This window comes from Pseudoalteromonas sp. CNAT2-18.1, from assembly GCF_022347865.1.
Classification (GTDB): Bacteria; Pseudomonadota; Gammaproteobacteria; order Enterobacterales; family Alteromonadaceae; genus Pseudoalteromonas; species Pseudoalteromonas ruthenica.
In genome coordinates this window covers 752702-777542 of sequence record NZ_JAKRFR010000001.1, presented here as the reverse complement: position 1 = coordinate 777542, position 24841 = coordinate 752702, and the positions used below count along the sequence as shown (strand labels likewise).

General features: G+C 46.3%; 20 protein-coding genes. All 20 read left to right on the top strand.

Annotation, left to right across the window (positions count from 1 at the left end):
* The first annotated feature begins 13 nt into the window (after positions 1-13).
* The 20 genes from tssL (at position 14) to MHM94_RS03250 (ending at position 24820) form a co-directional block, all read left to right on the top strand.
* The gene (tssL, locus tag MHM94_RS03345; protein WP_022944417.1) at positions 14-1339 is read left to right on the top strand and encodes a type VI secretion system protein TssL, long form; all 1326 of its coding nucleotides are present in this window, start codon (positions 14-16) and stop codon (positions 1337-1339) included.
* Between the two features lie 17 nt (positions 1340-1356).
* Positions 1357-4878: a type VI secretion system membrane subunit TssM gene (tssM, locus tag MHM94_RS03340; protein ID WP_235418782.1), complete on the top strand. Its 3522-nt coding sequence runs from the start codon at positions 1357-1359 to the stop codon at positions 4876-4878.
* Positions 4860-5582 carry a type VI secretion system-associated protein TagF gene (tagF, locus tag MHM94_RS03335; protein ID WP_235418781.1) on the top strand — a complete coding sequence of 241 codons (723 nt, stop codon included), beginning with the start codon at positions 4860-4862 and terminating at the stop codon, positions 5580-5582. The genes tssM and tagF overlap by 19 nt, the downstream gene beginning before the upstream one ends.
* On the top strand, positions 5579-6355 hold the full coding sequence (locus tag MHM94_RS03330; RefSeq protein WP_022944420.1) for a Stp1/IreP family PP2C-type Ser/Thr phosphatase: 777 nt from the start codon (positions 5579-5581) through the stop codon (positions 6353-6355). Before tagF ends, MHM94_RS03330 begins: the two co-directional genes overlap by 4 nt.
* A gap of 124 nt (positions 6356-6479) precedes the next feature.
* The gene (tssA, locus tag MHM94_RS03325; protein ID WP_045980639.1) at positions 6480-7616 is read left to right on the top strand and encodes a type VI secretion system protein TssA; all 1137 of its coding nucleotides are present in this window, start codon (positions 6480-6482) and stop codon (positions 7614-7616) included.
* A gap of 22 nt (positions 7617-7638) precedes the next feature.
* On the top strand, positions 7639-8139 hold the full coding sequence (gene tssB, locus MHM94_RS03320; RefSeq protein WP_045980638.1) for a type VI secretion system contractile sheath small subunit: 501 nt from the start codon (positions 7639-7641) through the stop codon (positions 8137-8139).
* Positions 8139-9629 carry a type VI secretion system contractile sheath large subunit gene (gene tssC / locus MHM94_RS03315; protein WP_045980637.1) on the top strand — a complete coding sequence of 497 codons (1491 nt, stop codon included), beginning with the start codon at positions 8139-8141 and terminating at the stop codon, positions 9627-9629. Before tssB ends, tssC (MHM94_RS03315) begins: the two co-directional genes overlap by 1 nt.
* Positions 9630-9674: 45 nt before the next feature.
* Complete coding sequence (tssC, locus tag MHM94_RS03310) at positions 9675-11198, top strand: type VI secretion system contractile sheath large subunit (protein WP_235418780.1); 1524 nt, start codon at positions 9675-9677, stop codon at positions 11196-11198.
* A gap of 20 nt (positions 11199-11218) precedes the next feature.
* Positions 11219-12016: a type VI secretion system accessory protein TagJ gene (locus MHM94_RS03305; RefSeq protein WP_138548371.1), complete on the top strand. Its 798-nt coding sequence runs from the start codon at positions 11219-11221 to the stop codon at positions 12014-12016.
* A gap of 11 nt (positions 12017-12027) precedes the next feature.
* Positions 12028-12519: a type VI secretion system baseplate subunit TssE gene (gene tssE / locus MHM94_RS03300; RefSeq protein ID WP_045980635.1), complete on the top strand. Its 492-nt coding sequence runs from the start codon at positions 12028-12030 to the stop codon at positions 12517-12519.
* Positions 12516-14342 (top strand): type VI secretion system baseplate subunit TssF, encoded by a 1827-nt coding sequence (tssF, locus tag MHM94_RS03295; protein ID WP_138509742.1) that lies wholly within the window; start codon positions 12516-12518, stop codon positions 14340-14342. The genes tssE and tssF overlap by 4 nt, the downstream gene beginning before the upstream one ends.
* Positions 14339-15322, top strand: coding sequence for a type VI secretion system baseplate subunit TssG (gene tssG / locus MHM94_RS03290; RefSeq protein ID WP_052698305.1), 984 nt, complete (start codon positions 14339-14341; stop codon positions 15320-15322). Before tssF ends, tssG begins: the two co-directional genes overlap by 4 nt.
* A gap of 17 nt (positions 15323-15339) precedes the next feature.
* The gene (gene tssH / locus MHM94_RS03285) at positions 15340-17952 is read left to right on the top strand and encodes a type VI secretion system ATPase TssH (RefSeq protein ID WP_235418779.1); all 2613 of its coding nucleotides are present in this window, start codon (positions 15340-15342) and stop codon (positions 17950-17952) included.
* A 272-nt stretch (positions 17953-18224) separates the two neighbouring features.
* The gene (locus MHM94_RS03280) at positions 18225-18704 is read left to right on the top strand and encodes a type VI secretion system tube protein Hcp (protein ID WP_130145546.1); all 480 of its coding nucleotides are present in this window, start codon (positions 18225-18227) and stop codon (positions 18702-18704) included.
* Positions 18705-18781: 77 nt separating this feature from the next.
* Complete coding sequence (gene tssI, locus MHM94_RS03275; RefSeq protein ID WP_235418778.1) at positions 18782-20614, top strand: type VI secretion system tip protein TssI/VgrG; 1833 nt, start codon at positions 18782-18784, stop codon at positions 20612-20614.
* 1 nt (position 20615) lies between these two features.
* The gene (locus tag MHM94_RS03270) at positions 20616-22121 is read left to right on the top strand and encodes an Mbeg1-like protein (RefSeq protein WP_235418777.1); all 1506 of its coding nucleotides are present in this window, start codon (positions 20616-20618) and stop codon (positions 22119-22121) included.
* A gap of 84 nt (positions 22122-22205) precedes the next feature.
* Complete coding sequence (locus MHM94_RS03265) at positions 22206-22913, top strand: ankyrin repeat domain-containing protein (RefSeq protein ID WP_235418776.1); 708 nt, start codon at positions 22206-22208, stop codon at positions 22911-22913.
* 221 nt (positions 22914-23134) lie between these two features.
* Positions 23135-23842 (top strand): hypothetical protein, encoded by a 708-nt coding sequence (locus MHM94_RS03260; RefSeq protein ID WP_235418775.1) that lies wholly within the window; start codon positions 23135-23137, stop codon positions 23840-23842.
* Positions 23843-24048: 206 nt separating this feature from the next.
* Positions 24049-24444, top strand: coding sequence for a hypothetical protein (locus MHM94_RS03255; RefSeq protein WP_138509734.1), 396 nt, complete (start codon positions 24049-24051; stop codon positions 24442-24444).
* An 82-nt stretch (positions 24445-24526) separates the two neighbouring features.
* Positions 24527-24820 carry a PAAR domain-containing protein gene (locus tag MHM94_RS03250; protein ID WP_026111034.1) on the top strand — a complete coding sequence of 98 codons (294 nt, stop codon included), beginning with the start codon at positions 24527-24529 and terminating at the stop codon, positions 24818-24820.
* Positions 24821-24841 lie beyond the last annotated feature (21 nt).

The window sequence follows — 24841 nt, the reverse complement described above, 5'->3', positions numbered from 1 at the left end:
GGATACAATCATCATGGACAAGACGATTTTAAAGCCCCGTCCAGGAAGAAGAGGACTGGCACAAAATAATGGCGAGCCAGCTCCTGCAGGTGCTGGTGCTTCAGGCGCAGCGGCTAGTGCAGACACCTCTAGCGGGGATAAGACTGTAGTCAATGTGAACCAGTCAAAGCCTGTTGCTCGAGTGCAAGGGAACGCACCCATTTTTCAGTCCAAGCTAGTCGATTACGGTGCTGATATTTTTTCGCTGACAGTGGCAATCAATCGCATGAGTCATTGCGATGATGTCGATAAGCTTAAACAACAAAGCATTGATGCTGTTAAGAATTTTGAACAGTCTTTGCGTAACGAGCACCTCGATAGCCAGCTTATTGAGTCTGCACGATATTGCGTATGCGCGCTGTTGGATGAGACCGTGCTCAATACGCCGTGGGGCAGCGAAAGTGTGTGGGTGAATGAAAGTCTCCTATCCATCTTTCATAAAGAAACCTTTGGTGGTGAGTACTTCTTCACTTTACTTGATGAGGCACTGCGCCAGTCGAGTCATAATATCGACCTACTCGAACTACAATATTATTGTTTGAATCTTGGGTTCCAAGGCAAGTATCGTGTCAGTGCACAGGGACAATCTGCGGTCGATGATTACCGTGATAAGTTGTATCGCGAGATAAGCCTGATCCGTGGCACTGGTTCAAGCCAGTTATCGATTAATTGGCGCAAACGCATTGCTAACGGCCTAGAGCTACGCCAGCAATTTCCACTCTGGGTTATATTAACCTTATTTGCTGCCCTCGCCCTGGTGGTTTACACCCTTTTTTCGTACCAACTGAATCGTTACTCCGATAATGTTTTCACAGAGCTTGATGCCTTAGTTCCCTATCAATTAGGCGAACAAACCACTGGTGATAGCATGGAAGCCAGTGTGCTGAACCAGTTGTTGCAAACAGAAATTCAACGTGGCGTGCTCAGTGTCACGTCACAATCTGACCGCGTACGTATTCGTATATCCAGTGAATCGCTGTTTGATTCCGGCAGTAATATTGTTCGTGCTGATATGAAGCCGATTATTGCTAAAATTGCCCGTGCCCTTGAAGGCACACAAGGTAAAGTGCTGATCACCGGCCATACCGACAACACGCCGATTTCAACGCCTGAATATCCCTCTAATTGGCACTTATCATTGGCGCGAGCAACGCAAGTTGCCAACGCAATGGCGCAAAATGCGTCGTTAAGTGGCCGCTTATGGCCAGAGGGGCGTGGCGAAGCGGAACCAGTTGAAAGTAATGATACCGCCGCACAGCGAGCCAAAAACCGCCGTATTGAAATTGATCTGCTGTTTTAAGTTTCAAGGAAGAGATTATGTCTATCAAAGAAAAAGCGAGGCTGCTCTCGTACAAACTTAAATCTCGAGTTGTAGTAACAACTTTGGGCTTTTTAGCGCTTGCCTTATTGATATGGTTTGGCGGCCCACTCATTGCCATCGCCGGTGCCGTTCCTTTGGCTTCAGCAGCATGGCGGTTAGTGTTAATTTTATCCATTGTCGTCGTGTGGTTGCTAGTGACTTGGTCGAAACGAGTCAAACAGAACAAACGCAATGAACAAATGGCCAATGAGCTCATTGATGGAGATGCCGACGCCAACAGTGATGTGAACGAGGAAATCGACACACTGAAAAAGCGTATGAGTGATGCCATTGATACGCTGAAAACCGCAAAGCTATACAAAAACCAAAATGTATACCAGCTGCCTTGGTATATTATGATTGGCCCACCGGGTTCAGGTAAAACCACTGCTATTAACAACTCAGGCCTTGATTACCCACTGCGTGAATCCATGGGTATCGACATGATCCAAGGGGTTGGCGGTACTCGCAACTGTGATTGGTGGTTCACCAATAAAGCCGTGCTCATTGATACCGCTGGACGCTATACCACACAAGACAGTCATGCCCGACATGATGCTCGTGCATGGCAAGGTTTTTTGGGGTTATTACGTAAAAACAGACCATTACGCCCCATCAACGGCGTAGTTATTTCCATGGGCATTAGCGAATTAATGCACCAGACCAAGACCGAACGAAATCTCCACGCCCGCGCCATTAAACAGCGTTTACAGGAACTGCAAAACCAGCTTGGTATGTCGTTCCCTGTGTACGTTATTTTGTCGAAAGCTGATTTGATTGCTGGCTTTAATGAATACTTTGAGTATTTAACTGAAGAAGAAGCAGAACAAGTTCTAGGTGTCACCTTTGAATTGAATACAGCGGATAATGAACAAGCACCGGTGAATCACTTTAACCGGGAATTCCATGCGCTTATTTCTAACCTTGCAGCCAAGCTCAACCAACGCTTGATGCATGAGCGCGACCCGAAACGTCGTGGCATTATTTTTGAGTTTCCTCGTCAATTGCGTGTACTGCAGGGCATCGCCGACACCTTCCTAAAGGAAATTTTCACCCCTAACGCCTACGAGCAGCTGCCTATTTTACGGGGCGTTTACCTAACCAGTGCGACACAAGAGGGTGTACCTGAAGATTTATTGGCCCATAAGAAAGGTTACAGTGCTAACACAGGCGGTGAAAGTAGCCGCGCCTTCTTCATTAAGCGACTATTAGAGGAAGTGGTCTTTCCGGAGCAAAACTTAGCCTCAACTAACCGCCACCACGATAAACAGAACAAGTGGATGCGTATTGGTGCAATATCCACCGCTGCTTGTGCCACTTTAGCGCTGAGTATTAGCTGGTACCTTAGTTACTCATGGAACAAAGAACTCATCAAGTCAACGCAAGGCGCTATTGATGAGTACCAGCTGCTCACGGCTGGCGGGCTGAACGGACAAACCGATTTACTCACTCTCACAAAAGCGCTAAACCGCCTGCGTGATCTGCCTGCAGGATATAGCGACCATATTCCGCTCGCAGACCCATCAGCCGTAGGCTATGACAAAGGCAGCGATCTGAAACAACCATCGGTTGAAGCCTATAAACGGGCACTATTCGCACACCTCGCGCCTTATATGGGCGAAGCGATGACCACAGAGATGAGTGAACACAAAGAACACTTAGGGTATCTGTATGAAACCTTACGCGCTTATCTTATGCTCTATATGCCAGAACGCTTTAAGGCCGAGGATATTCAGGCTTGGTTCGCCGCGTACATTGAACGCGAGATGCCAGGCGATGCATATATTGCCGACCGACAAGCTCTTAACTCTCATATCGCAACGCTCTTAGCTGAAGGCTTTGAAGGTGCCGACCAAGACCTTGCTGCGGTTAAAAATGCCCGTGTAGAGCTGACTAAACTCCCCTTGGTTGATCGCGCCTACCAACGCCTAAAGACCGACTTCATCGACTCTAGCGTGGCCGACTTCAAACTCAGTGATGTGATCAGCTACAACAGTATGTATGCGTTTAGCTTTAAAAGTGGTCGTGACATAAACACAGGGATTCCGGGGCTCTATACCCACAGTGGTTTCCATGGCATTTTTAACATTGAAAAAAAGAAACTATTGAGCAACTTACTGCATGATAGTTGGGTGTATGGTGATAATCTCAGTGAAGTCGGTGACGATGCCAAAGCACGTATAGAGAAAGATTTAGAGTATCGTTATTTCCGCGACTATATCTACTACTGGGAAGAGTTTTTAGATGACTTAACGCTGCGCCCTTACAGCACCACAGAAGAAGGTGTGCGCGTTACAGAAATACTTTCTGGTCCAGAAGCGCCCATTAAGAATATTCTTGCTGCCGTGCAAAAAAATGTCGCGCTCACCAAAATGCCGGTGTCAAAAAACCAAAAAGCAGCTGCGGCTGTAGCGGCTAATGCCGCCGATGTGGCCCTGCATAGTAAAACGTCGCGATTAAAGCGCCTACTGCCTAATGAAATGCCAGATATCGAGATGCAACTCCCTGGTGCTGAAGTGGAACAGGCCTTTGCGAAAATCCTTGAGGTTGACCCGGATTCGCTAGAAGATATCCAAACCAACCTGCGTAGCCTTAATCGCTATCTTGATAAGCTCGCCAATGGCGATCAGCAAAAGCTAAGCTTTAAAACTAAGGTCGCCAGTAATACCGATCCGAAATTTATTGCGACACTGCGCTCACAAAGCCGCTCTCTGCCCTACCCGTTTGATAACTGGCTAGAAGGCATGACTCATAATGCCGATCGCATTACCAAGGCAAGCGCTAATCAGCACTTAAATGAGATTTGGCGCTCGCAAGTAGTTCGTGAGTACCGAGTTGCCATTGCCGATCGCTATCCGTTTAATCCTATTTCTTCGCAAGAAGTACGGATGCGTGATTTCAGCCGCTTCTTCGGCCCAGATGGTACATTGGATAAATTCTTCAAGCGCTACCTAGCAGCTAATGTTGATACCAGTACCTCTCCGTGGCGCTTTGAGCGCGATATCGGTGTTAGTCAACGCAGCCTAGCGATGTTTGAGCAGGCCTCGAAAATTCGCCAAGCATTTTTCAGTGGAGGCAGTGATAAGCCCAGCCTACAGTTCGGGTTGAAACCTATCTCACTGGACAAAAAAGTCAGTAATTTCCGCTTAGAAATAGACGGGCAAGCGCTTAACTATCGTCACGGTCCGCTGCGTGTAGTCAATATGACCTGGCCAGGGGACAGTGCAGAAAGCGAAACACGCATCGTCTTTACACCACCAGAGGGCGGGCGCTCAACGAATACCACCTACTCGGGTGAATGGTCATTGTTCAGAATGCTTGACGATATGAGCCAGAAGCGTCCAGAAACTAAGGATGATCATCAGTTACATATCGCTTTAAGCGGTAACGAAGCTAAAGTACAACTGCTACCAAGTAGCACCATTCACCCATTTTGGAGTGCCAACATAGAGAGTTTCAGATGTCCAACCAAGCTGTAAATATGGGCTATTGCGGAAAGGTCCCCTCCCGTGGGGACTTTATCGCGCATCAACTTGAGCGTAGTTTTCAGGTACCTTGGAACGAGTGGTTACAATCAGTGGTGGCGGTAAGTAAAGAACAGCTTGGTGATATGTGGACTGAGCGTTACCTCACCTCTCCAGTGTGGCACTTTGCCCTATCAAGCGGCGCCTGTGGTGCCAATGCTATGTGTGGCTCGTTTATTCCCAGTGTTGATGCGGTTGGGCGTCACTTCCCGTTTACCGTCGCTGCCATTACCAACAGTAAGCCGTTGGATTGTTATAACAATGACTTTGCAACGCAAGAGTACGAAGATGCGGTGCTCAATGTGCTAGAGGACTCGGTTGATTTGCCCAGCTGGTTTAAATCAGTTAATGAGCAATATCAGCAACCTAAAGCAGACATTGAAGAGCTTTTGCTGACACGCTCTGGCGATCCCAGCAAAGAGTCGTTAAGCGTCATGCTTGCTCCCAGTGCAGACGCTAACACCTTATTACACAATTTACTGAGCTCACGATATGCGAACTATTGTCTATGGTGGACACATGGTTCCTGTTTGGTTGAGCCTTGCTTACTGGTTACGCCCGGATTACCGGCGATAAGCCAATTTTCCGCCATGCTTGATGGACGATGGCAGCACTGGGATTGGAACCATAGTCAAAAATTAGACAGGGAAACTGCATGAGTATTACCAGTTACGCGCAGAGCCATCGAGGTGTAGTGCGAGAGATAAATGAGGATGCGTTAGTTGAGCTTCCACAACATAATGTTTGGGTCGTCGCCGACGGTATGGGCGGCCACGCCGCTGGCGATTACGCCAGTCAGCTAGTTGTTGATGTATTAAAGCGCCACCTCGATAGTGTAGGTAGTGGCAACGTCAATTGTAATGTCATCATCGCGGCATTAGAGGATGCCAATACTCAGTTGTACCAGCACAGCCAAGAAAATATGGATGGTAAAACCATGGGCTCGACAGCGGTGGTGCTATTTCTTCACGAACAAAGCTATTACTTCGTATGGGTGGGCGATAGTCGCGGCTACCTATTGCGTCGCGACCGACTCGAGCAGCAAACGCGTGACCACAGTCAAGTGAATGAGCTAGTAGATGAAGGTGTTATTACCGAAGAACAGGCTGCCGTGCACCCACTGTCGAATGTCATTACTCGCGCTGTAGGTGTAGCGCCGGAAGTACAGCCAGAGGTTATGCAAGGCAAGTTACAAGATAAAGATGTGTTCTTGCTCTGTAGTGACGGGCTCACTGGAGAAGTCTCTGATCTCGAAATAGAGAGTTCATTATCACCACTGAACATTATTGATGCCGGCATGGCACTTATGCACTCTGCGCTGGTGCGAGGAGCGAAAGATAATGTCACCTGCATTTTAGTGAAAAATAATGAAAATCATGTACAAGAGACGAATCAGTGCGATCAGGGTGACAAAACCGTACCGCTCTTCTAATATTTAACTATTGCCAAAAGATAAATAATCACATTTGTGCTATATAACCTTGTTTTAGGCACATTTATTATTTATCATGCATAAGACGCAATTAAGTTAAGCAATCAAGGGATTTTGAGCGTATATGTCAGGGACCGATCTTTTCGATTTATCACCACTTGTTAACGCTATCAGCGACGAGCAGCCGACCGGGGTAGACCCGCGTGAGGATGTATCGCCAACGTCGACGTACTACACGTTAAAAGACTTACGTAACACGCTGCGCGCGGATGAGCGCAATGCCCTCATTGACGATGAAAGTATTATCGCTGTTGCGCGAGATTGGCGACCCTTACTTGAACAAATCCCCGACGTCCTTTCACAACAGTGTAAGGACTTAGAGCTAGTCGCTTGGTACATAGAAGGGCTTTGTCGCTTACATGGTTTTGCCGGTTTAAGTCATGGCTTTGAACTTGCCGCACAGCTGATCGAATTATATTGGGATACCCTCTACCCCACTCCTGATGAAGATGACATTGAAGAGCGTGTAGCACCGATTGTCGGTCTCAATGGTATTGACAGTGAAGGCGCACTCATCATCCCATTGAAGAGCATCGCCATGACCGAAGGAGTCTCTCAAGGTCCATTCTCGTTATGGGAATATGAGCGTGCTGTTGATTTAGAGCGTCTAGATGAAGAAAAGCGAGAGCGCCGAGTTGAAGAAGGTGCGGTATCGCTAGAGCAAATCACGACCGCCGTCAAAGAAACTCCAACCGAGTACTTTGTTGCTCTTGATAAAGAAATTGATGACTGTTTACAGGCTTTCACGCACCTAAGTGAGGCCATGGACGAGAAAGTAGGTTCGCCCCAACCTACCAGCTACATCACTAAAACTCTCGAACAATGTAGAGCTGCTATCAAGCACCTGGCTGGAGATCGTATCGAAGCCGCAAATGCTGTCGATGAACCGGCTGCTGATGATGGGCAAGCAAGCGATGGCGACGCAGCCGATAGCGAAGAACAGAGCACTTCTGGCGGCAGCAAAGACGTTATTCAGGCGAGCATTAACTCACGCCAAGACGCCATAAAACAGCTGCAAAAAATATCCGATTTTTTTCGTAAGACAGAGCCTCATTCGCCCATGTCTTACACCATAGAGCAAGTAATCCGCTGGAGTGAATTAACACTGCCGGAACTACTTAACGAACTGATATCTGACAATGATGCACGCACAGGTTACTTCAAGTTGTCAGGCATCAAAGTCGAAGATAGCGAAACCTAGAATAATCTGAAAGGAGTTCTCGATGAGTATCCATGATAAGTTGAAAAGAGTAAGGAAGCCTCGCGTCCACATTACCTATGATGTCGAAACTGAAGGTGCAGTGGTCAAAAAAGAGCTCCCTTTTGTTGTTGGTGTTGTCGGTGATTTTTCCGGCCACAATAAAGAGGCACTAAAGCCATTAAAAGATCGCCGTTTTATTCAAATTGACCGCGACAACTTTAACGATGTGTTGAAGCGCATGAGCCCAACGTTGAATATTAAAGTTGATAACACTTTGGCCGATGATGGCTCCGAAATTGGTGTTGATCTAGAGTTTAAATCGCTGTCTGACTTTGAACCCGCAGCCATTGTGAACCAAGTTGACCCGCTGCGTAACCTTATGGACACGCGTAATAAGTTACGTGATTTAATGACCAAGGTTGACCGCTCAGAGGAATTAGAAAACATCCTAGAAGACGTACTGAGCAACACTCAAAGCTTGGATAAACTTGCCAAAGAGTTAGACGTTGAGGAGAAAGAATAATGAGCACGGACGTTCAAGAACAACAACAGGAAGGCGTAGAAGAGCAAAGCTTTTCATTGCTAGAGCAGGCAATTGGCGCTACCAAGCAGACTGAAAGCTCACGCGCTCAGGAGCTTATCAAAACCTTAACTGAAGAAGCGCTAAAAGGCACAGTACAGTGGAATAAAAACCTGACTGTCACCTTTAATGAAGCAATTAAAGTTATTGATGAAGCGATTTCTAAGCAGTTGTCGGCCATTATGCACAATGAAGAGTTTCAGAAGCTTGAAGGCTCTTGGCGTGGTTTGCATCACTTAGTGAGCAACTCAGAGACCAATGCCACTCTCAAAATTCGTGTAATGAGCTTGAAGAAGAAAGAGCTGCATAAAGATCTCTCTAAAGCTGTTGAATTTGACCAGTCGCAAACCTTCAAGAAAATTTACGAGTCTGAATTTGGTACCCCAGGTGGTGAGCCCTATGGTGCTATCGTAGGTGACTACGAGTTTACTAACCACCCAGAAGACATTGAAACTTTAAGCTTGATGTCAAACGTCTCTGCTGCAGGCTTCTGCCCATTTATTTCAGCGTCGTCACCTTCACTGTTTGGTTTTGACTCATGGACAGAATTAAGCAAACCGCGCGACCTTGAGAAAGTATTTGAATCGCTAGAATACACCAAGTGGCGCTCATTCCGTGACAGTGATGACTCACGCTTTGTGACGCTTACCATGCCTCGTGTGCTAGCGCGTCTACCTTATGGCGAATCGACTAAACCAGTTGAAGAGTTTGGCTACGAAGAATTTGACGTCGATCCGTCGACTTCTCGCTCTGGTAATACTGAGCATGATAATTATTGCTGGACCAATGCTGCGTATGCAATGGCAACGAATATGACTCAGGCCTTCTCAAAATACGGCTTCTGTACTGCTATTCGTGGTGCTGAAGGTGGCGGTAAAGTTGAAGGCCTTCCTACGCATATTTTCACCAGCGATGACGGCGACCCAGATCTCAAGTGCCCGACAGAAATCGGTATTACCGACCGTCGTGAAGCTGAGCTAAGTAAATTAGGCTTCTTGCCACTGTGTCACTATAAAAACACTGACTATGCTGTGTTCTTTGGTGGTCAAACTTGTCAAAAACCAAAGGTTTACGATAACCCAGACGCAACCGCCAATGCGGCAATTTCTGCTCGCCTACCTTATATGATGGCAACCTCACGTTTTGCCCATTACCTCAAAGTAATGGCGCGCGACAAAATTGGTAGCTTCATGGAAGCAGAAGATGTGGAAATGTGGTTAAACCGTTGGATCCTGAGCTATGTCAATGCTTCAGAAGGGGGCGGTCAGGAAATTCGTGCTCGTTACCCACTTGCTGATGCAAAAGTAAGTGTTAAGGAAATTCCTGGTGCACCAGGTTCTTATAATGCTGTGGCATGGCTTAAGCCATGGCTACAAATGGAAGAGTTAACCACCTCTTTACGTTTGGTAGCAAAAATTCCAGAGGTGGGCTAAGCCCTCCTCTTTACAAACTCAGTATTTTTGCAAAGGATGATGTGAATGAGTGCTGGTGAGTTTTCATTTGTTAGTCAGGATGTGTTCGAGCAGCAGCAGGAATCTGCTTCTCGACGCCTGCCAAATGATGTCTTTATGGAGCGCTTCGTGCGCCAAAAAGATGCAACTCATGCACTGCTTTTGTGGCTTGAAAACGCCCCTGATGCTCCATTACAACGCAGCAATGAAAAAGTGGGGGCTTATTTAAGTCGCACTATCGCACTGATTGATGAGCTGTTACAAAAGCAGCTCAATATCATCCTTCATCACCCCAAGTTTCAAGCGCTCGAGTCCAGTTGGCGTAATGTTAAATACCTCACAGAAGAGGCGGAGCAATACGACAAAGATGGTAAAGTCAAAATCAAGCTACTAAATTGTAGTTGGCAAACGCTGACCAAAGATGTCAGCAAAGCCATTGATTTCGACCAAAGCGACTTTTTTAAACAAATTTATTCCAACGAGTATGATAATCCAGGCGGTGAACCTTTTGGTGTCATCATCGGAGATTATCGTATTTCTCATAAGCCACGACCTGGCGTTGCTGGTAACGATATCGATACCTTGCAAGAAATTGTGCGCACGTGCGCGGCTGCTTTCTCGCCCTTCATTACCTCTGCAGAAGCAAATATGTTTGGCGTTGATAACTTTTCCGAACTCGGCTTTCACGTTGACTTGAGCTCCCAGTTCGAGCAAATCGAATATATTAAGTGGCGAAAGCTGCGCAATATGGAAGATGCTCGGTTTTTAGGGATAGCCGTGCCTCGCGTGCTAATGCGTGCCCCTTATGTTGAAGATGGTCAGCGTAGTGAGGGATTCAAATTTCGTGAGGTCATTAATAACCCCGATGAAGATAACCTCTGGGGCAATGCCGCTTACCCGTTTGCAGCAACGCTTATTCGTGCGTTTTGCAATTCAGGTTGGTTCGGACAAATTCGTGGAATGCAGCCTGGTCAAACTAACCAGGGAGTTGTAACGAACCTAGCACAGAGCCCTTTTGAAACGGACTTGTATCAAAAACAGCCGAAGCCTCCCGTTGATTTACTGATTACTGACCGAGCCGAAAAAGCACTCTCTGATAGCGGCTTTATTCCGCTTTCGCCACTGAGTAAAAGCGGCAACTTGGTGTTTTTCAGTAATGCAACTGCCCAGCAACCGGCCAACTACGATAGCGTTGCTGCGCGTATTAACGCCAAGCTGTCCTCGATGATGCAATATATTTTATGTGTTTCGCGCTTTGCTCACTACATCAAGGTGATGGGCCGTGACCGAATTGGTTCTTATGCGACTCCACAAGCCTGTGAGCGAGACCTGCAGTCGTGGATAAATAATTACACCACCGCATCAGACTCTGCGTCTGATGAAGTGCGCTCTCGTTACCCGCTTTCGAGCGCCCGGGTCAATGTTAAGGAACACCAGGCCAAACCTGGACATTATTACTCAGTGATGCAGCTTCAGCCCCACTTTCAGCTAGACCAGATGGTGTCCAGCATCAAGTTAGTGACCGAGCTCTCACCCACTCACTACGAATAAGGCAAATAGACAGGATTACTATGAAGGAAATATTCGATTACATTCAACAAGGCAAGCTACTTGAAGCGATCAGCTACTGTGAGCAACAGTTGAAAGATGATCCCGTGAACTTTGATATACGCAGCCAATTCATAGAGTTGCTTTGCCTTAACAATGAGCTTGAGCGCGCTGATAAACAGCTTGACTACATGGTTCAGAAAAACCCTGATTTTGCTGTTGGCGCTATGAACTTGCGTCAATTAGTACGTGCTGAGCAAGCGCGTCAAGACTTCTATCAAGGTAAAGCTGCACCAAAACTATTTCATGATAACGATGACCTAGATGCTATTTTCTTGGAGCTACGTATCGCGTTAAACGAAGGCGATAATGATACTGCACAGCGCCTAGCCAAACAGCTCGAAGAGCAGCGTGCCAACCCGACCCTAGCGATCAATGACGCTCCTTGTACTGATTTTAGAGATCTTGATGATAGCCTGAATAACTACATCGAACTGCTCGGCACCAATGGCGAGTTTTACCTCGCTCGCAGTGAAGAAATTCTCAGCATCGAGTTTAAACAACCCGAGTCACTGGTTGAGCATCTTTGGTTGCGCGTCGAAATTGATATTAAAGATGGTCCAAGCGGAGAAGCTCATATTCCTGCTATCTACGGTGGTGATAACAATGAAATCGAGCGTTTGGGACAAGCGACAGAATGGCAACAGTTAGGTGACGAGCTGTACATAGGTCGCGGTCTGAAAATGTGGTTTGTTGATGGTGAAGCAGTGGCTATTAATCAAATCACCACGGTGGCTCAACAATCTGAGCAAGCGGCCTAAAGGAATAAACGATGCGCGTTCGCAGTGACCATCAGCTACAAGCTTCTATTTTAGACAGACTCATCGATGATGAGCCTGATAATCAGCTGAGCACTAGCCGTGGAATGGCAATTAATCTAAAGACTCTGCGCGCCAGTGTGCGCCGAGACTTAGAAGCGTTGCTGAACGCGCGAATCCATTGGCATACGTGGCCAAGACAGTATGAAGAACTTGCCACCTCAGTGTTGACCTACGGCTTGCCTGATTTTTCAAACATGCCTGTTAGCAGCACCGAAGGCCGGGAGCTACTGTGCCAAAAAGTGCGCGACACGATTTTACGCTTCGAACCTCGCTTTATTGAGGTCGAAGTGAGCTGCCTAGAAGATGACTTGCCGCTGGATAGAATCATGCGTTTGCGCATCAATGCGCTGCTTTGGGCAGAGCCAGAACCAGAGCTCATTAGTTTTGACTCAGAAGTGGAACCGATTAATTTGGGAATGACAGTCCAAGAGACCAGCTTATGAATGACGAATTACTAAAGTATTATAATCGTGAACTGGCCTATATTCGTCATATGGGGGCCGACTTTGCCGACAAATATCCAAAGATTGCCGGGCGTTTAAAGCTTTCTGAAGAACAGATTGAAGACCCGCATGTATCGCGCTTGGTTGAGTCTTTTGCATTTATGACTGCACAGATCAGGCAAAAACTAGACGACAGCTTCCCAGAATTAACTGACGCCTTGATGGGTCAACTCTACCCTGATTATCAAGCGCCTATCCCGTCAATGTCTGTCATTAAGATGACTACTGAGAACCTTTCAACAACCGGGGTGGTGCTACCGCGCGACAGTGATGTTGAGTCTGATGTTGAGGGCATGAAAACCTGTCACTTTCGCACCTGCTACGACAGTTATTTATGGCCGGTCGAAGTTAATAACGCACAGTTTAACAACGCCCCCTTTAGTGCTCCGCGCCCAATTTGGTCTACCACTGCCAAGTCTGTAGTAAAAATTGAACTACAGGGTGAATACAAAGAGGTCGGCCTTAAAGAAACCGAATTAAACAAGCTACGGTTTTATATTAATGGTCAGTGGCACCATAGTTTGAGCATTTATGAATTACTCTTTAAAAGTGCGATTGGCTTTGCCATCGAGGCTGAGGGTCATGAAGCTAAATTCTTCTCAACGCGTCACCTGCAAGAGGTCGGTTTTAGCGACCAACACGCCACCATTCCCTACAGCGACAAATCAGCGACTGGCTATCGCCTGTTGGCAGAGAACTTTATTTTCCCTGAGAAGTTTCTATTCTTCGACTTAGAGGATATCAACCAGTTTCTACCTGAAGATAAAGCAAACTGTAATCTTTACATCTACTTCGATGAAAGCTCTCAAGAGCTTGAGAAACAACTCGGTAAGCAACATTTTCAACTCGGCTGCACGCCCATTGTTAACCTGTTTGAACAGGAACTCGAGCCTGTTCGCGTATCACTCAGCCAGTACGAGTACAAACTGGTACCGCGCTATATGGACGCGGATATCTCAGAAGTGATTCAAGTTGGTGAAGTCAACGCCTACGACCACAAAGATAACAGTTATCAGGTAACACCTTTTTATGGGCAAACTCACCCGGCTTATCGCGATCAAGATCGACTTTTTTGGCATATCCGCCGAGAGTCTGCATATTGGGCTGGCGGATTTACCGAGCAAGGCACCGACACCTTTTTCAGCTTGGTTGATAGAGAGTTTGAACATTTTGAGCCAGACAGCGAGCATGAAAGTTGGTTAGTTACAATAAAAGCACTGTGCAGTAACCGCAACTTGCCGGCCAATTTGCCTTTCGGCGGTGATGAACCGCAGATGCTCGTACCAGAGCGTGCGGATATTATTAAGAAAGTCCGTTGTTTAGTTGCTCCCACGCATGCAGTTCGCCCTGAGCTTAGCGATGCTACACGGTGGCAGTTAGTGTCCCACTTGTCTTTGGACTATTTCTCTGGCCCTGATGCGCTTCGCAAGTTAAAAGAAACGTTACGCCTGTATGATTTTAAGAATGCACCTGAATCGAAAGCGCTTATTGACAATATCCATGGTGTTAATATTGAGATGACCTCGGCGCGGCTTGTGCAAGGTGGGCGTACGTGTTTTGCCAGTGGCAGCGCTATTACGTTGACCTTTGCAAAGGATGACTTCTCCGGCAGCGGCATGTTCTTTTTTGCTTCGGTGTTAGATCATTTCTTCGCGCAATTTGCCGCCATTAATAGTTTTACTCAGTTGCGGATACGGTTTAAGGATCAAGACAGTATCTATCATAGCTGGCCTCCTCGCTCGGGTAAGGTGCCGCTGTTATGAGTATCGATAGCTTATATAAAACCCCCGGCCAATTTGACTTCTATCAAGCGGTGTTTATGCTGCAAAACCGTGCTGGAAGTCGTGGTCAGAAAGTAGGAGCTGATGCCTTACCTAACCAAGAGTTAGTGCGGTTCAAGTCTGTACAGCACTTAGGCTTTCCCGGCTCCCCTGTTGCTAAAGTCAAACCAGTCGCTTGCGAACAAGGCGGACAGTATCATCAAGTAGATGTGACCTTTATGGGGCTCACAGGCCCAAGTGGAGCGCTGCCTCAGCACTACAGTGAACTGGTGCTTTCTCGTATTAAGCAAAAAGACACCACAATGGTGGACTTTTACGACATGTTTAATCATCGCTTAGTGTCTTTGTATTACCGCGCCTGGGAGAAATATCGCCAAGCAATCAATTACTCTACGCATAGTGAGCATTTTGACCCATTTACTCGCGTATTAGGTCACCTTAGTGGCGGCAATGCACCTTACCGTTTGCATATGGCTGGTTTATTTAGCCGCCGAGTGCGCAGCGCGGTACAGCTAGAGCGTTTGCTCACTCACTATTTAGAACTTGATGTCGACGTAAAACAATTTGTCGGTACCTGGCGACCACTAGCGTCATCAGAGCAGACACGCCTAGGGACAAGAGAAAACCCCGAAGGACAATTTGCTCGCCTCGGCTCTGAGGCTGCGGCCGGTAAATCCGTATGGGATGTAAATAGCGCCATTGATATTACCTTCCATTGTAAAGATAAAGCCAAAGCACGCGCGCTGTTACCACAAGGCCCGTTAAATGGGTTGCTCAAAGATATGCTCCATAGCTATTTAGGCTATGCGGTCAAAGCTAACATTAATGTAAAAACGCAATTAAAAAACCTACCTGTTATGAGGTTGGGACAACAGTCTTCAGCCTTGGGCCATGGGGGCGTAACCCTCGCTCGGGAACGGGTACTATCGCGTGATGTTTGTATTCAATTACGCGGACAATAAGGAAAAGGAAAACACCTATGTCATCTATGACCCTCAATAAACTCGTAGAGAAGCTCTCGCCAGAATGTCGAGGCTCCTTAGAAGCAGCGGCTGCGCTGTGCCATAGTCGCAGCCACTTTACCGTGGAGCTTGAGCACTGGTTGCATGCCATGCTGGATAAAAAACTCGATGATGTGCGTATCATATTGGCGAGTTTCAGTATTAATGCTGACAGATTAATGGCCGAGCTAAACCAAGCTTTGGAAAGCTTTAAAACCGGTAATGAGTCTGCACCCAGCTTATCACCACATGTGATCTCTTTATTGCGTCAAACCTGGCTTAACACCAGTATCGAGTTTAACGATACGCAAATACGCAGCGCTTATTTACTTTACACGCTGGTAAAAGACGACACGCTTGGCTCTTTAACAATGCGCCATGCACCGCAACTGGAAAAAATTGACCCTTCTCAATTACTCCATGCGTGGCCCGAATTGGCCGGTCAATCAAACGAGAGTAATCAGCTCGCTTCATCTACATCAAATTCTGACAAACCAGCAACGCAAGCTTCGGGTAAGACGCCAAGCTTAGATCAATTCACCATTGATCTTACTGCGCAAGCAAAGTCTGGCAAGATTGACCCTATTCTAGGGCGTGATGACGAAATTCGACAAATGATCGATATCCTGACACGTCGCCGTCAAAATAACCCTATTCTGACTGGTGAGGCAGGTGTGGGTAAAACTGCTGTTGTGGAAGGGCTTGCGCTTCGCATCGCCGAACAAGATGTGCCAGAAGCAATTAAGAATGTGCGTATTCATACGCTGGATCTCGCGCTCCTTCAGGCTGGCGCAGGAATGAAAGGTGAGTTCGAAAACCGCTTAAAGTCACTAATTAGTGAAGTGAAAAACTCGGCGCAGCCCATCATTTTATTTATTGATGAAGCCCACACTATGATCGGCAGTGGCGGTCAGGCAGGTCAAAATGATGCCGCCAACTTGCTGAAGCCCGCGTTAGCGCGCGGCGAGTTGCGCACGATTGCGGCAACGACATGGGCCGAGTATAAGAAATTCTTTGAAAAAGACGCCGCTCTAACTCGACGCTTCCAAGTCGTCAAAGTCGATGAGCCTGAGCCAAGCAAAGCCATCGCCATGTTGCGCGGACTTGTACCCGTCATGGAAAGCCACCATAGCGTCTTCATATCAGAACAGGCACTGGAAAGTGCAGTGAATCTATCGCACCGCTATGTAAGTGGCCGCCAACTCCCCGATAAAGCCGTTGGTTTGCTAGACACAGCCTGTGCTCGCGTTGCTATGAGCCAAGCTGCTACGCCTGGCCCGGTGGAAAACTTAAACCGCAAAGTGCAGCGCCTTGATGATCAAATGGCCATGTTGACGCGCGAAGCGAATGCGGGCTTAGACCATAGCGCTAAAATTTCCGAATTAGAACAACAAAAGACGGATATCGAAGCGCAGTTAGCCCCGCTCAAAGAGCAATGGCAGCAAGAGCAACAAGCTATAGCCCGTGTTGGAGAAATTCTCAGTGAACTACAGCAAGAACAAGCGGATAAAGAGACGCTCGTTGCTGAGCTCAATGATATTAAGGCCAACCTGAGTGAATATGAGCAAAATATGGTTCACTGGCAGGTCGATGAAGCTCTCATTGCCCAAGTTATTGCTGATTGGACAGGTATTCCTGTCGGTAAAATGCATGAAGATGAAATCAATGCGGTACTTAACTTAGCCGACAGCATGAAAGAACGTGTGGTCGGCCAAGATCATGCGCTTGACCTTATTGCTAAAACCGTTCAAACATCACGCGCGCAACTTGCTGATGAGAATCGCCCCAATGGTATTTTCATGCTTACCGGCCCAAGTGGTGTAGGTAAAACAGAGACAGCGCTTACACTAGCAAGTGAAGTATATGGCTCAGAAGAAAACGTCACCGTTATTAATATGTCTGAGTTCAAAGAAGAGCATAAAGTGTCATTGCTATTAGGCTCACCACCGGGCTACGTTGGCTATGGCGAAGGCGGTATTTTGACCGAGGCGGTGCGTCGCCAGCCATACAGTGTGGTACTGCTTGATGAGATGGAAAAAGCACACCCTGGAGTACAGGATATTTTCTATCAAGTGTTTGATAAAGGGATGATCAAAGACGGTGAAGGCCGTGACATCGATTTTAAAAATACCATTATCATCATGACATCAAACGTCGGCACTGACACCACCATGAACTTGTTCGACGATCCGGAAACAGCCCCATCTATCAAAGGACTGCAAAAGGCGCTACGTGATGATTTGCTAGAAGCGTTTAAGCCAGCTTTCTTAGGAAGAATTAACATTGTTCCTTATGTACCTCTGACTGATGAAATGCTCATCGACATTGCCAAAATCCAGCTCGCGAAAGTCGAAAAACGCGTCGCCAAAAACTATGGCGCAGAGTTTAGCTTCGAAAAAGAGCTTACAGATTATATCGTACAACGCTGTCATGAGCCTGGTTCAGGTGCTAGGAACATTCATAATATTCTACAAAATGAAATATTGCCGAAACTGAGTGAAGAGTTACTCAACAGCATGACCAGTAAAAAGGACATTAATTCAGTATCATTGACTATCGAAGGTGATGAGTTAGTGATTGAGGTGGCTTAACCCACCTCAAATCGAATTGCAAAAATCAGAATAATATAATTTCTTATTAATTATATTCTTGTGTTAGATATCGCAATTAAATATAATTTACTCAGCGCATATAAAGATGCACTAGAGAAGGAATTATTTTTTGCTGACAAAGGGATTTATCAGTACCCACCCTTTACTTGCAGTTCAAAAGATAATGAAGTCGAAGCTATAAATTTCCGGTTCGCCGGGAAGTACCCTATCCATTTATGGATGTTAGTAAAATGCAAAAAGGAGCATAAGAAATGCAAGCAAATACTTACCTTAAGTATGGTTCAATCAAAGGCGAAACAACTGCTGAGTCTTTCAAGGATTTGATCACAGTACTATCTCTAGACTGGAACATCAGCCGTGAAATTACAGCTCACACTGGTACCGCTATGGACCGTGAAGCAAGCGCGACTCGCCTAGGCGATGTGACTATCACTAAACTTCAAGATAAAGCGTCTCCGGACCTTTTCAAAGAAGCTACGATTGGTAAAGGTCAACCAGCGACTTTCCACATCACTAAGCAAGGCGACAAAGTAGAAGAAATCATGAAAATCGACCTAACTGATGCCATGATCTCTAGCTACAGCGTGTCTGTACAAAACGACCGTCCTATCGAGACAATCACCATCAGCTACACAGAAATGATGATGACTGTAACTCCAACAGACGACAAAAACAGCATCACTGCGCCGCTTGTATACGGCTACAGCGGTGTTAAAGGTCAACAAATGTAATTTATTTGTTGCCCAACTCAGCTTCGGCGCTCACGCGCCGGAGCTTACTGTATTTTGGATAACAATTGAGGCATGGAATGCAAAAAGCGACACAAGACAAAAATGTAATTAAAATCACCACAGCGGCTGGCAAGGATGCGTTTTATCTCACTAGCTTTAATGCTGCGGAGAGTATGTCCGAGCTGTTTGTTATCTCTGCCAATATGTTTACCATTGGCTCGCAAGTAAGCCATGATGCCGTAGTAGGTAAAGCGGCTGTTATTGAGTTACGCAATGCTAAAGGCGGCGGTGCGGCTCGCCACTTTCATGGTATCGTAAGCCAAATGGTGTCCTTGGGCACACGCACAGCTGATAAAGATGAGCAAAAAAACTACATCGATTATCAGGTTACTATTGTGCCTGTTGCTGCGACAATGCAACATCGCCAAAATTATCGAATCTATCAGCAAAAGAAGGTTACGGAAATTGCCGCTGATTTATTTGGTCAACATGGCGTTGCTTTTAGCGATAAAACTAAAAAGAGTTATCCAAAGTACGAGTACTGTGTTCAATATCAAGAGAATGACTTGGAATTTATCCAACGCTTATTCCAGCAAGAAGGTATTTACTTCTATTTTGAACACTCACAAGGCAATCACACTTTAGTTTTTGCCGATGATGAAACCGTCTATGCTGATGTAGCAGATTCACCCGTAGCCCACTCCTCGGGCCACCTTAGTGAATCTCATATCAGCGCTTGGCAAGGTGGCCTCTCTCTGGCTCCGGGTAGTTATAAACGTTTAGGTTATGACTTTGAAAAGCCGAGCAAATACCCAGACGGTGAACAGAAAAAGCCTGAACTGCCGACACAAAGTAGCGGCGAGGTATTCGAGTACACCGGGGAGGCAGAGTGCAACAAGCGCGCCTCGGATCTCGCTTCAATTCAACTTCAAGCATTACAAAAAGACATGAACCTGAGTAGCGGTAAAAGTGACTGTCGCTCGTTTGTGCTCGGTGGTATCTTTGCGTTTAAAAAGCATGAAGATCCCCGCCTAGAGGGTAAAAAGTTTGTTGTTACAAAATTACGTACCTCTGCCAATGTTCCTAACCAATCGGGTGCTGGCCAAAGTGAAGGCTTAGTCTACTCCAACAGCTTTAGCTGCGTACCTAAAGATACTGTTTATCGCCCTACCCGCAGTTACCAAAAGCCCTTAGTTCAAGGTATACAAACTGCACTCGTAACCGGTGATCCAGGTGATGAAATCCATATCGATAAGTATGGTCGTGTAAAGGTGCAATTTGATTGGGACCGCGAGGGTAAAAAAGACTCCAAGAGCTCATGTTGGATCCGTGTAGCTCAAAACTGGGCGGGTAAAAAGTGGGGCGCGTTTTTCTTCCCTCGTGTTGGACAAGAAGTCTTAGTTGAATTTATTAATGGCGATCCTGATCAACCCATTATCAGTGGTGCGCTCTACAACGCCGACTTGATGCCTCCTTATGCATTGCCTGCGGATAAAACCCAAAGTGGTATTAAATCAAGGTCCACCAAAGAAGGTGGCGCCGATAACTTTAATGAAATACGCTTTGAAGATAAAAAAGGCAGTGAGCTTCTCTACTTACAAGCAGAGAAAGACCATCACTTACATGTTAAAAACGATCAGAAAGACACCATACTCAATGACCGCTTAAGTGATATAACCAACAACGACACGAACAAAGTCGGCAAAGATCGCAGTACAGATATAGGTAAAAACGACACCCTGAAAGTAGGTGACGCACTTAATATTGAAGCTGGTAAAGAGATTAATATTAAAACCGGTGGTGCGTCTATCACCATGAAAAGTGATGGCAGCATTGATATTAAAGGCACCAATATCAAGATCAATGGCAGCCAAATTGCCCTTAAAGCTGGCGTAATTAAGTTGAATTAATATGAACGCTTACCTTAGCAGCCACAACCAAGAAGCCTTGTTTTCACAAGGTATCGTGGTGTACTGCTGTTTTGGTGAGCCTCACTTAATATGTCGTCCAGAGCATATCCCTGATGATCCTATGCTGGGGCCAGCAATGGCCGAGTTCAGTGCGGGGGTGGTGTTTGCAGAGCAGTTCCTTCAAGACTTGGACCCGTGGCGAAATAATCACCTTATCATTAGTGCGCTTTACGACTATTTAAACTTAACCTTACTAAATGGCGGCTCAAAGCCCTTGCATGTACAGTTGTGCGATGTGGCGCAGGCGATGACAGACGGCCGGCTAGTTGTTTATCCACTAGAAGATATTGCCCAGCATCCAAGCGTTGTAAAACGTCAGCTGCAAAAATCTGACAAGACTCGTTCACAGCAATCCAGCGCTGAGCAACCAAAACGTAGTAGTGGTGCAGATTTGGCCAGTCCTCAAGGTAAAAGCACACCTTCTAGCTCAAAAGCTGCGGTTCCAGCCTCAAGCTCGGCCGGAGTAATAGACAGGCCTTCGACAAACACCCCATTACCCCAAGTGGCAGAGGTCCCTGAGCAGTTTGATGCTGTCGCAGCTAGGCAACAACGTTATCAGCAAAGAAAGACTCTAATTGCCGATACCCGCTCGCTACCTGGAGCAGAGCCTGCAGCGCAGCGTCTTGACTTTAATAATGACAATGTCGTTCGTGCTGAGGCCGCTCAGTATGTTTATCGCGTTGATGAATACAACCGAGGGCATATAGACACGCTGCCAGAACCGCCTGTGGGTTTAAAACACCTCAACGCAGAAAATACACCAGAATTAGCGGACGCGGTATTTACTGATAATGATTCGGGCTTTGGGGCGGCGTTATTTGAATCTGATATTACCGGTGAAAAAATGTTAACGTTCAGAGGAACGAATAACGGTGTAACCGGTGCAGCGGATTGGAAAACCAATTTTATGCAAGGCAGTGGTATGGAAACGACCCAGTACAACCAAGCGATGGAACTTGCACGAAGAGCTGAGCAATTATATCAAGATGATGTCATTATGGTCGGTCACTCTCTCGGTGGCGGGCTGGCAACATCCGGTGTAGCTGTATCGGGAAATAAAGGCTATACCTTTAACTCCTCAGGCTTACACCCGAAAACGTCGGCACGTGAACAAGGGTTGCCTTTAGAAGAAGTATCAAAACTGATTGTTTCTCAAGCGGTTGATGGTGATGTTCTCACCATGGCGCAGAGCTTGCCAGTAAAAGGCATACTCACTGGCGCTGCGGGATATCTGGGGGGCCCTGTCGCGGGCCTTGCTACCGCTGCGGCAATTGCCGGTTTAGACCTAATCCCTAAAGCGTCTGGTGATATGCGCAGTCTGCCAAGCCTTCAAGGTGGCACCCCCATAGACCGCCACGGTATGGACCAAGTTGTTGAGGGAATTGAGTCGCAAAAGCAAGAAGATATAAACACCCTTAATACCATTAAAGACAATTACTTAGGCTAGGTGAACATGAAGCTTCTTTTTATTGCTGTGCCTTTGGCACTGATACTGATAGCCTGCATAGCATTGCCTACTCAAGGAAAAAATATGAAAGCTGAACAATTTTTTGAGCCCTCCCATGTAAAGTTGCTCAACGCCATTAAAGCGGGTGACAAGCAAGCCGCGCAAGCTATCATTGATAATGGCGTTGCACTGGATGTACGCGGTGAACATGGTATTACGCCACTATTTTGGCTCGCCATGGAGACGGACAAAGAATCGTTACAGCTTGCGCTAGAACTCGGCGCGAATCCCGACTACCCGGCCTTAGTTAAAAAAGACCGTAACGAACCAAAGAAAGAGCAGCTCCTCGCAGCTTTAGCGGGCAGCGACAAAACAGATATGATGCAGGTTTTATTAGAGCATAATGCCTCTCCCAACGGCGTTGATGCCCATAAAAAGCCAGCTCTTTTCAATGCTATTGCCAACGATAAAGACGACCAAATAGAGTTACTGCTAAAGCATGATGTTGATCTTAATGCCACAGATGCGATGAACACCAACGCCGCCAACTATGCGGCGCTCATGCTAAAGTATAAATACGCTTTACTATTTATTTCTAAAGGAGCCAACTTCTCTGCGCCCTCAACCACTGGTGGCACGGTTGCCAACAGCATAGAAAAAGACTTGCGTAAAAAATTGGTTCGCCCTGGCACTGACAATTATGAGTATGTAATGGAAATCAAAGAACTGCTGATAGAAAAAGGCGTTTCTTTTCCTCCACCCTCACCGAAAGAAGTTAGAGCGGCTAATTAAGGCTTTGTGTAGCTAAAAGGCCGCAACTGAATCACTGCCCGCTCTACTTTATTTGCTACCGAAAAGGAGTGATAAATTAATAAGCCTATTTACCTTGTCACATTCATTGGTTCAGACTTCGCGTAAGACTGACATTGACGTTCTCCAACTTTAACGTAGCGCGAACATGGCTGTATGCAGTGCTGCTTATATTTATGGCCATGCCCACACTAGCGCAAGGTATGAAAGCTGAACAATTTTTTGAGCCCTCCCATGTAATATTGCTCAACGCCATTAAAGCGGGTGACAAGCAAGCCGCGCAAGCTATCATTGATACTGGCGTTGCACTGGATGTACACGGTGAGCATGGTATTACGCCACTATTTTGGCTCGCTATGGAAACGAATAAAAAATCATTAAGGCTTGCGCTAGACCTTGGTGCTGATCCTGACTTTCCAGCTTATGTAACCCTAGACCGAAATGGACCGACTGAAGAGCAACTATTGTCGGCTTTAGCCGGTAGCGACAAAACCGAAATGATGCAGGTTCTGCTTGAATATAATGCCTCTCCCAATGCAGTAGATGCAAGCTTAGAGCCGGCTTTATTCAATGCGGTTGCTAATGACAAAAATGAGCAGGTAAATTTATTATTAGCTCATGGGGTTGATCTTAATGCCACAGACGCGATGAACAATAACGCCGCCAACTATTCGGCGCTCATGCTAAAGTATAAATACACTTTACTATTTATTACCAAAGGTGGCGACTTTTCTGCGCCTTCAGCCACAGGCGGCACGGTTGCCAATAGTATAGAGAGAGACTTGCGAAAGAAATTACTTCGGCCCGGAACCAGTAATTACGATTATGCGATGAAAGTGAAAGAACTGCTGATAGAAAAAGGCGTTTCTTTTCCTCCGCCCTCACCGAAAGAAGTTAGAGCGGCTAATTAATATAAACGAAACTTAAGTTATTGTCGTTTTAATGAAGCCTCACACCTAGATCGCGCTGTAAGATGGGTGGTGGAATTGGCCACGTAATCACTTAATGCCGTTTATTTTACTCTTTGTAAAAATACTGACGCTAGGTATTGATCCGCCCTCTATTTCACTTAATATGCTACCTTAGCAACCAAAACCATTATATAGGGACATAAGCTATGGGCATTGATATTAAATATTTACAACGAATCGTTGATGAGGTGCTAAAAGCTTCAGCACTAAAAGACATTACCTGGTCAACCTTAGCTTTGGTTCTTACTCGAGAAGATAAGGGGTTTGCAAACGCTGGCTTCTACTACCAAGACGATGGTTCAGCCACGCCATTTTACGTCAACTCTAATGAGCATTTGGTTCTCTCAGATATGGTGCAGGATATGCAGCAGGAAATTACTCGCCAAGGCCCCTTGCAAATTCAGCAATTATTGGTACAAATTCAACAAAAAAGCGGCTTTTTCAAAGCAGACTTCGAATTTAAAAACCATCAGCGCTGGGACTTTAATACCACGGAGCTTGAGCCATTGCAGGCCTTGTTGAAACCTGACTTTTCAGAATAATCAAGCTGGGCATTCAATATACTTGTCGACGCACTATTAATCGGCGATAATATAGCCTTTCAGCGATTAAAAGGATGTGATCATGGGAAAACCCGCTTCCACTTTGACTCATATGCATGTATGCCCCAAGACTAATCCCGGCCCAGTTCCCCATGTCGGTGGCCCTATAATCATGGGCTCAGGCAATGTATTGATTGGTGGCCTGCCAGCGGCCAGAAAAGGCGATAAACTTATTTGCGTAGGTCCGCCGGATACCATTAATTCAGGCTCAGGATCTGTAAAAATCAATGGTAAACCCGCCGCACGTATGGGCGATGGGACCGCTCACGGCGGGAAAATAGTAGTTGGTAATCCAACTGTATTGATTGGTGGCTAGGCTAAAGGATTGCACTCACGC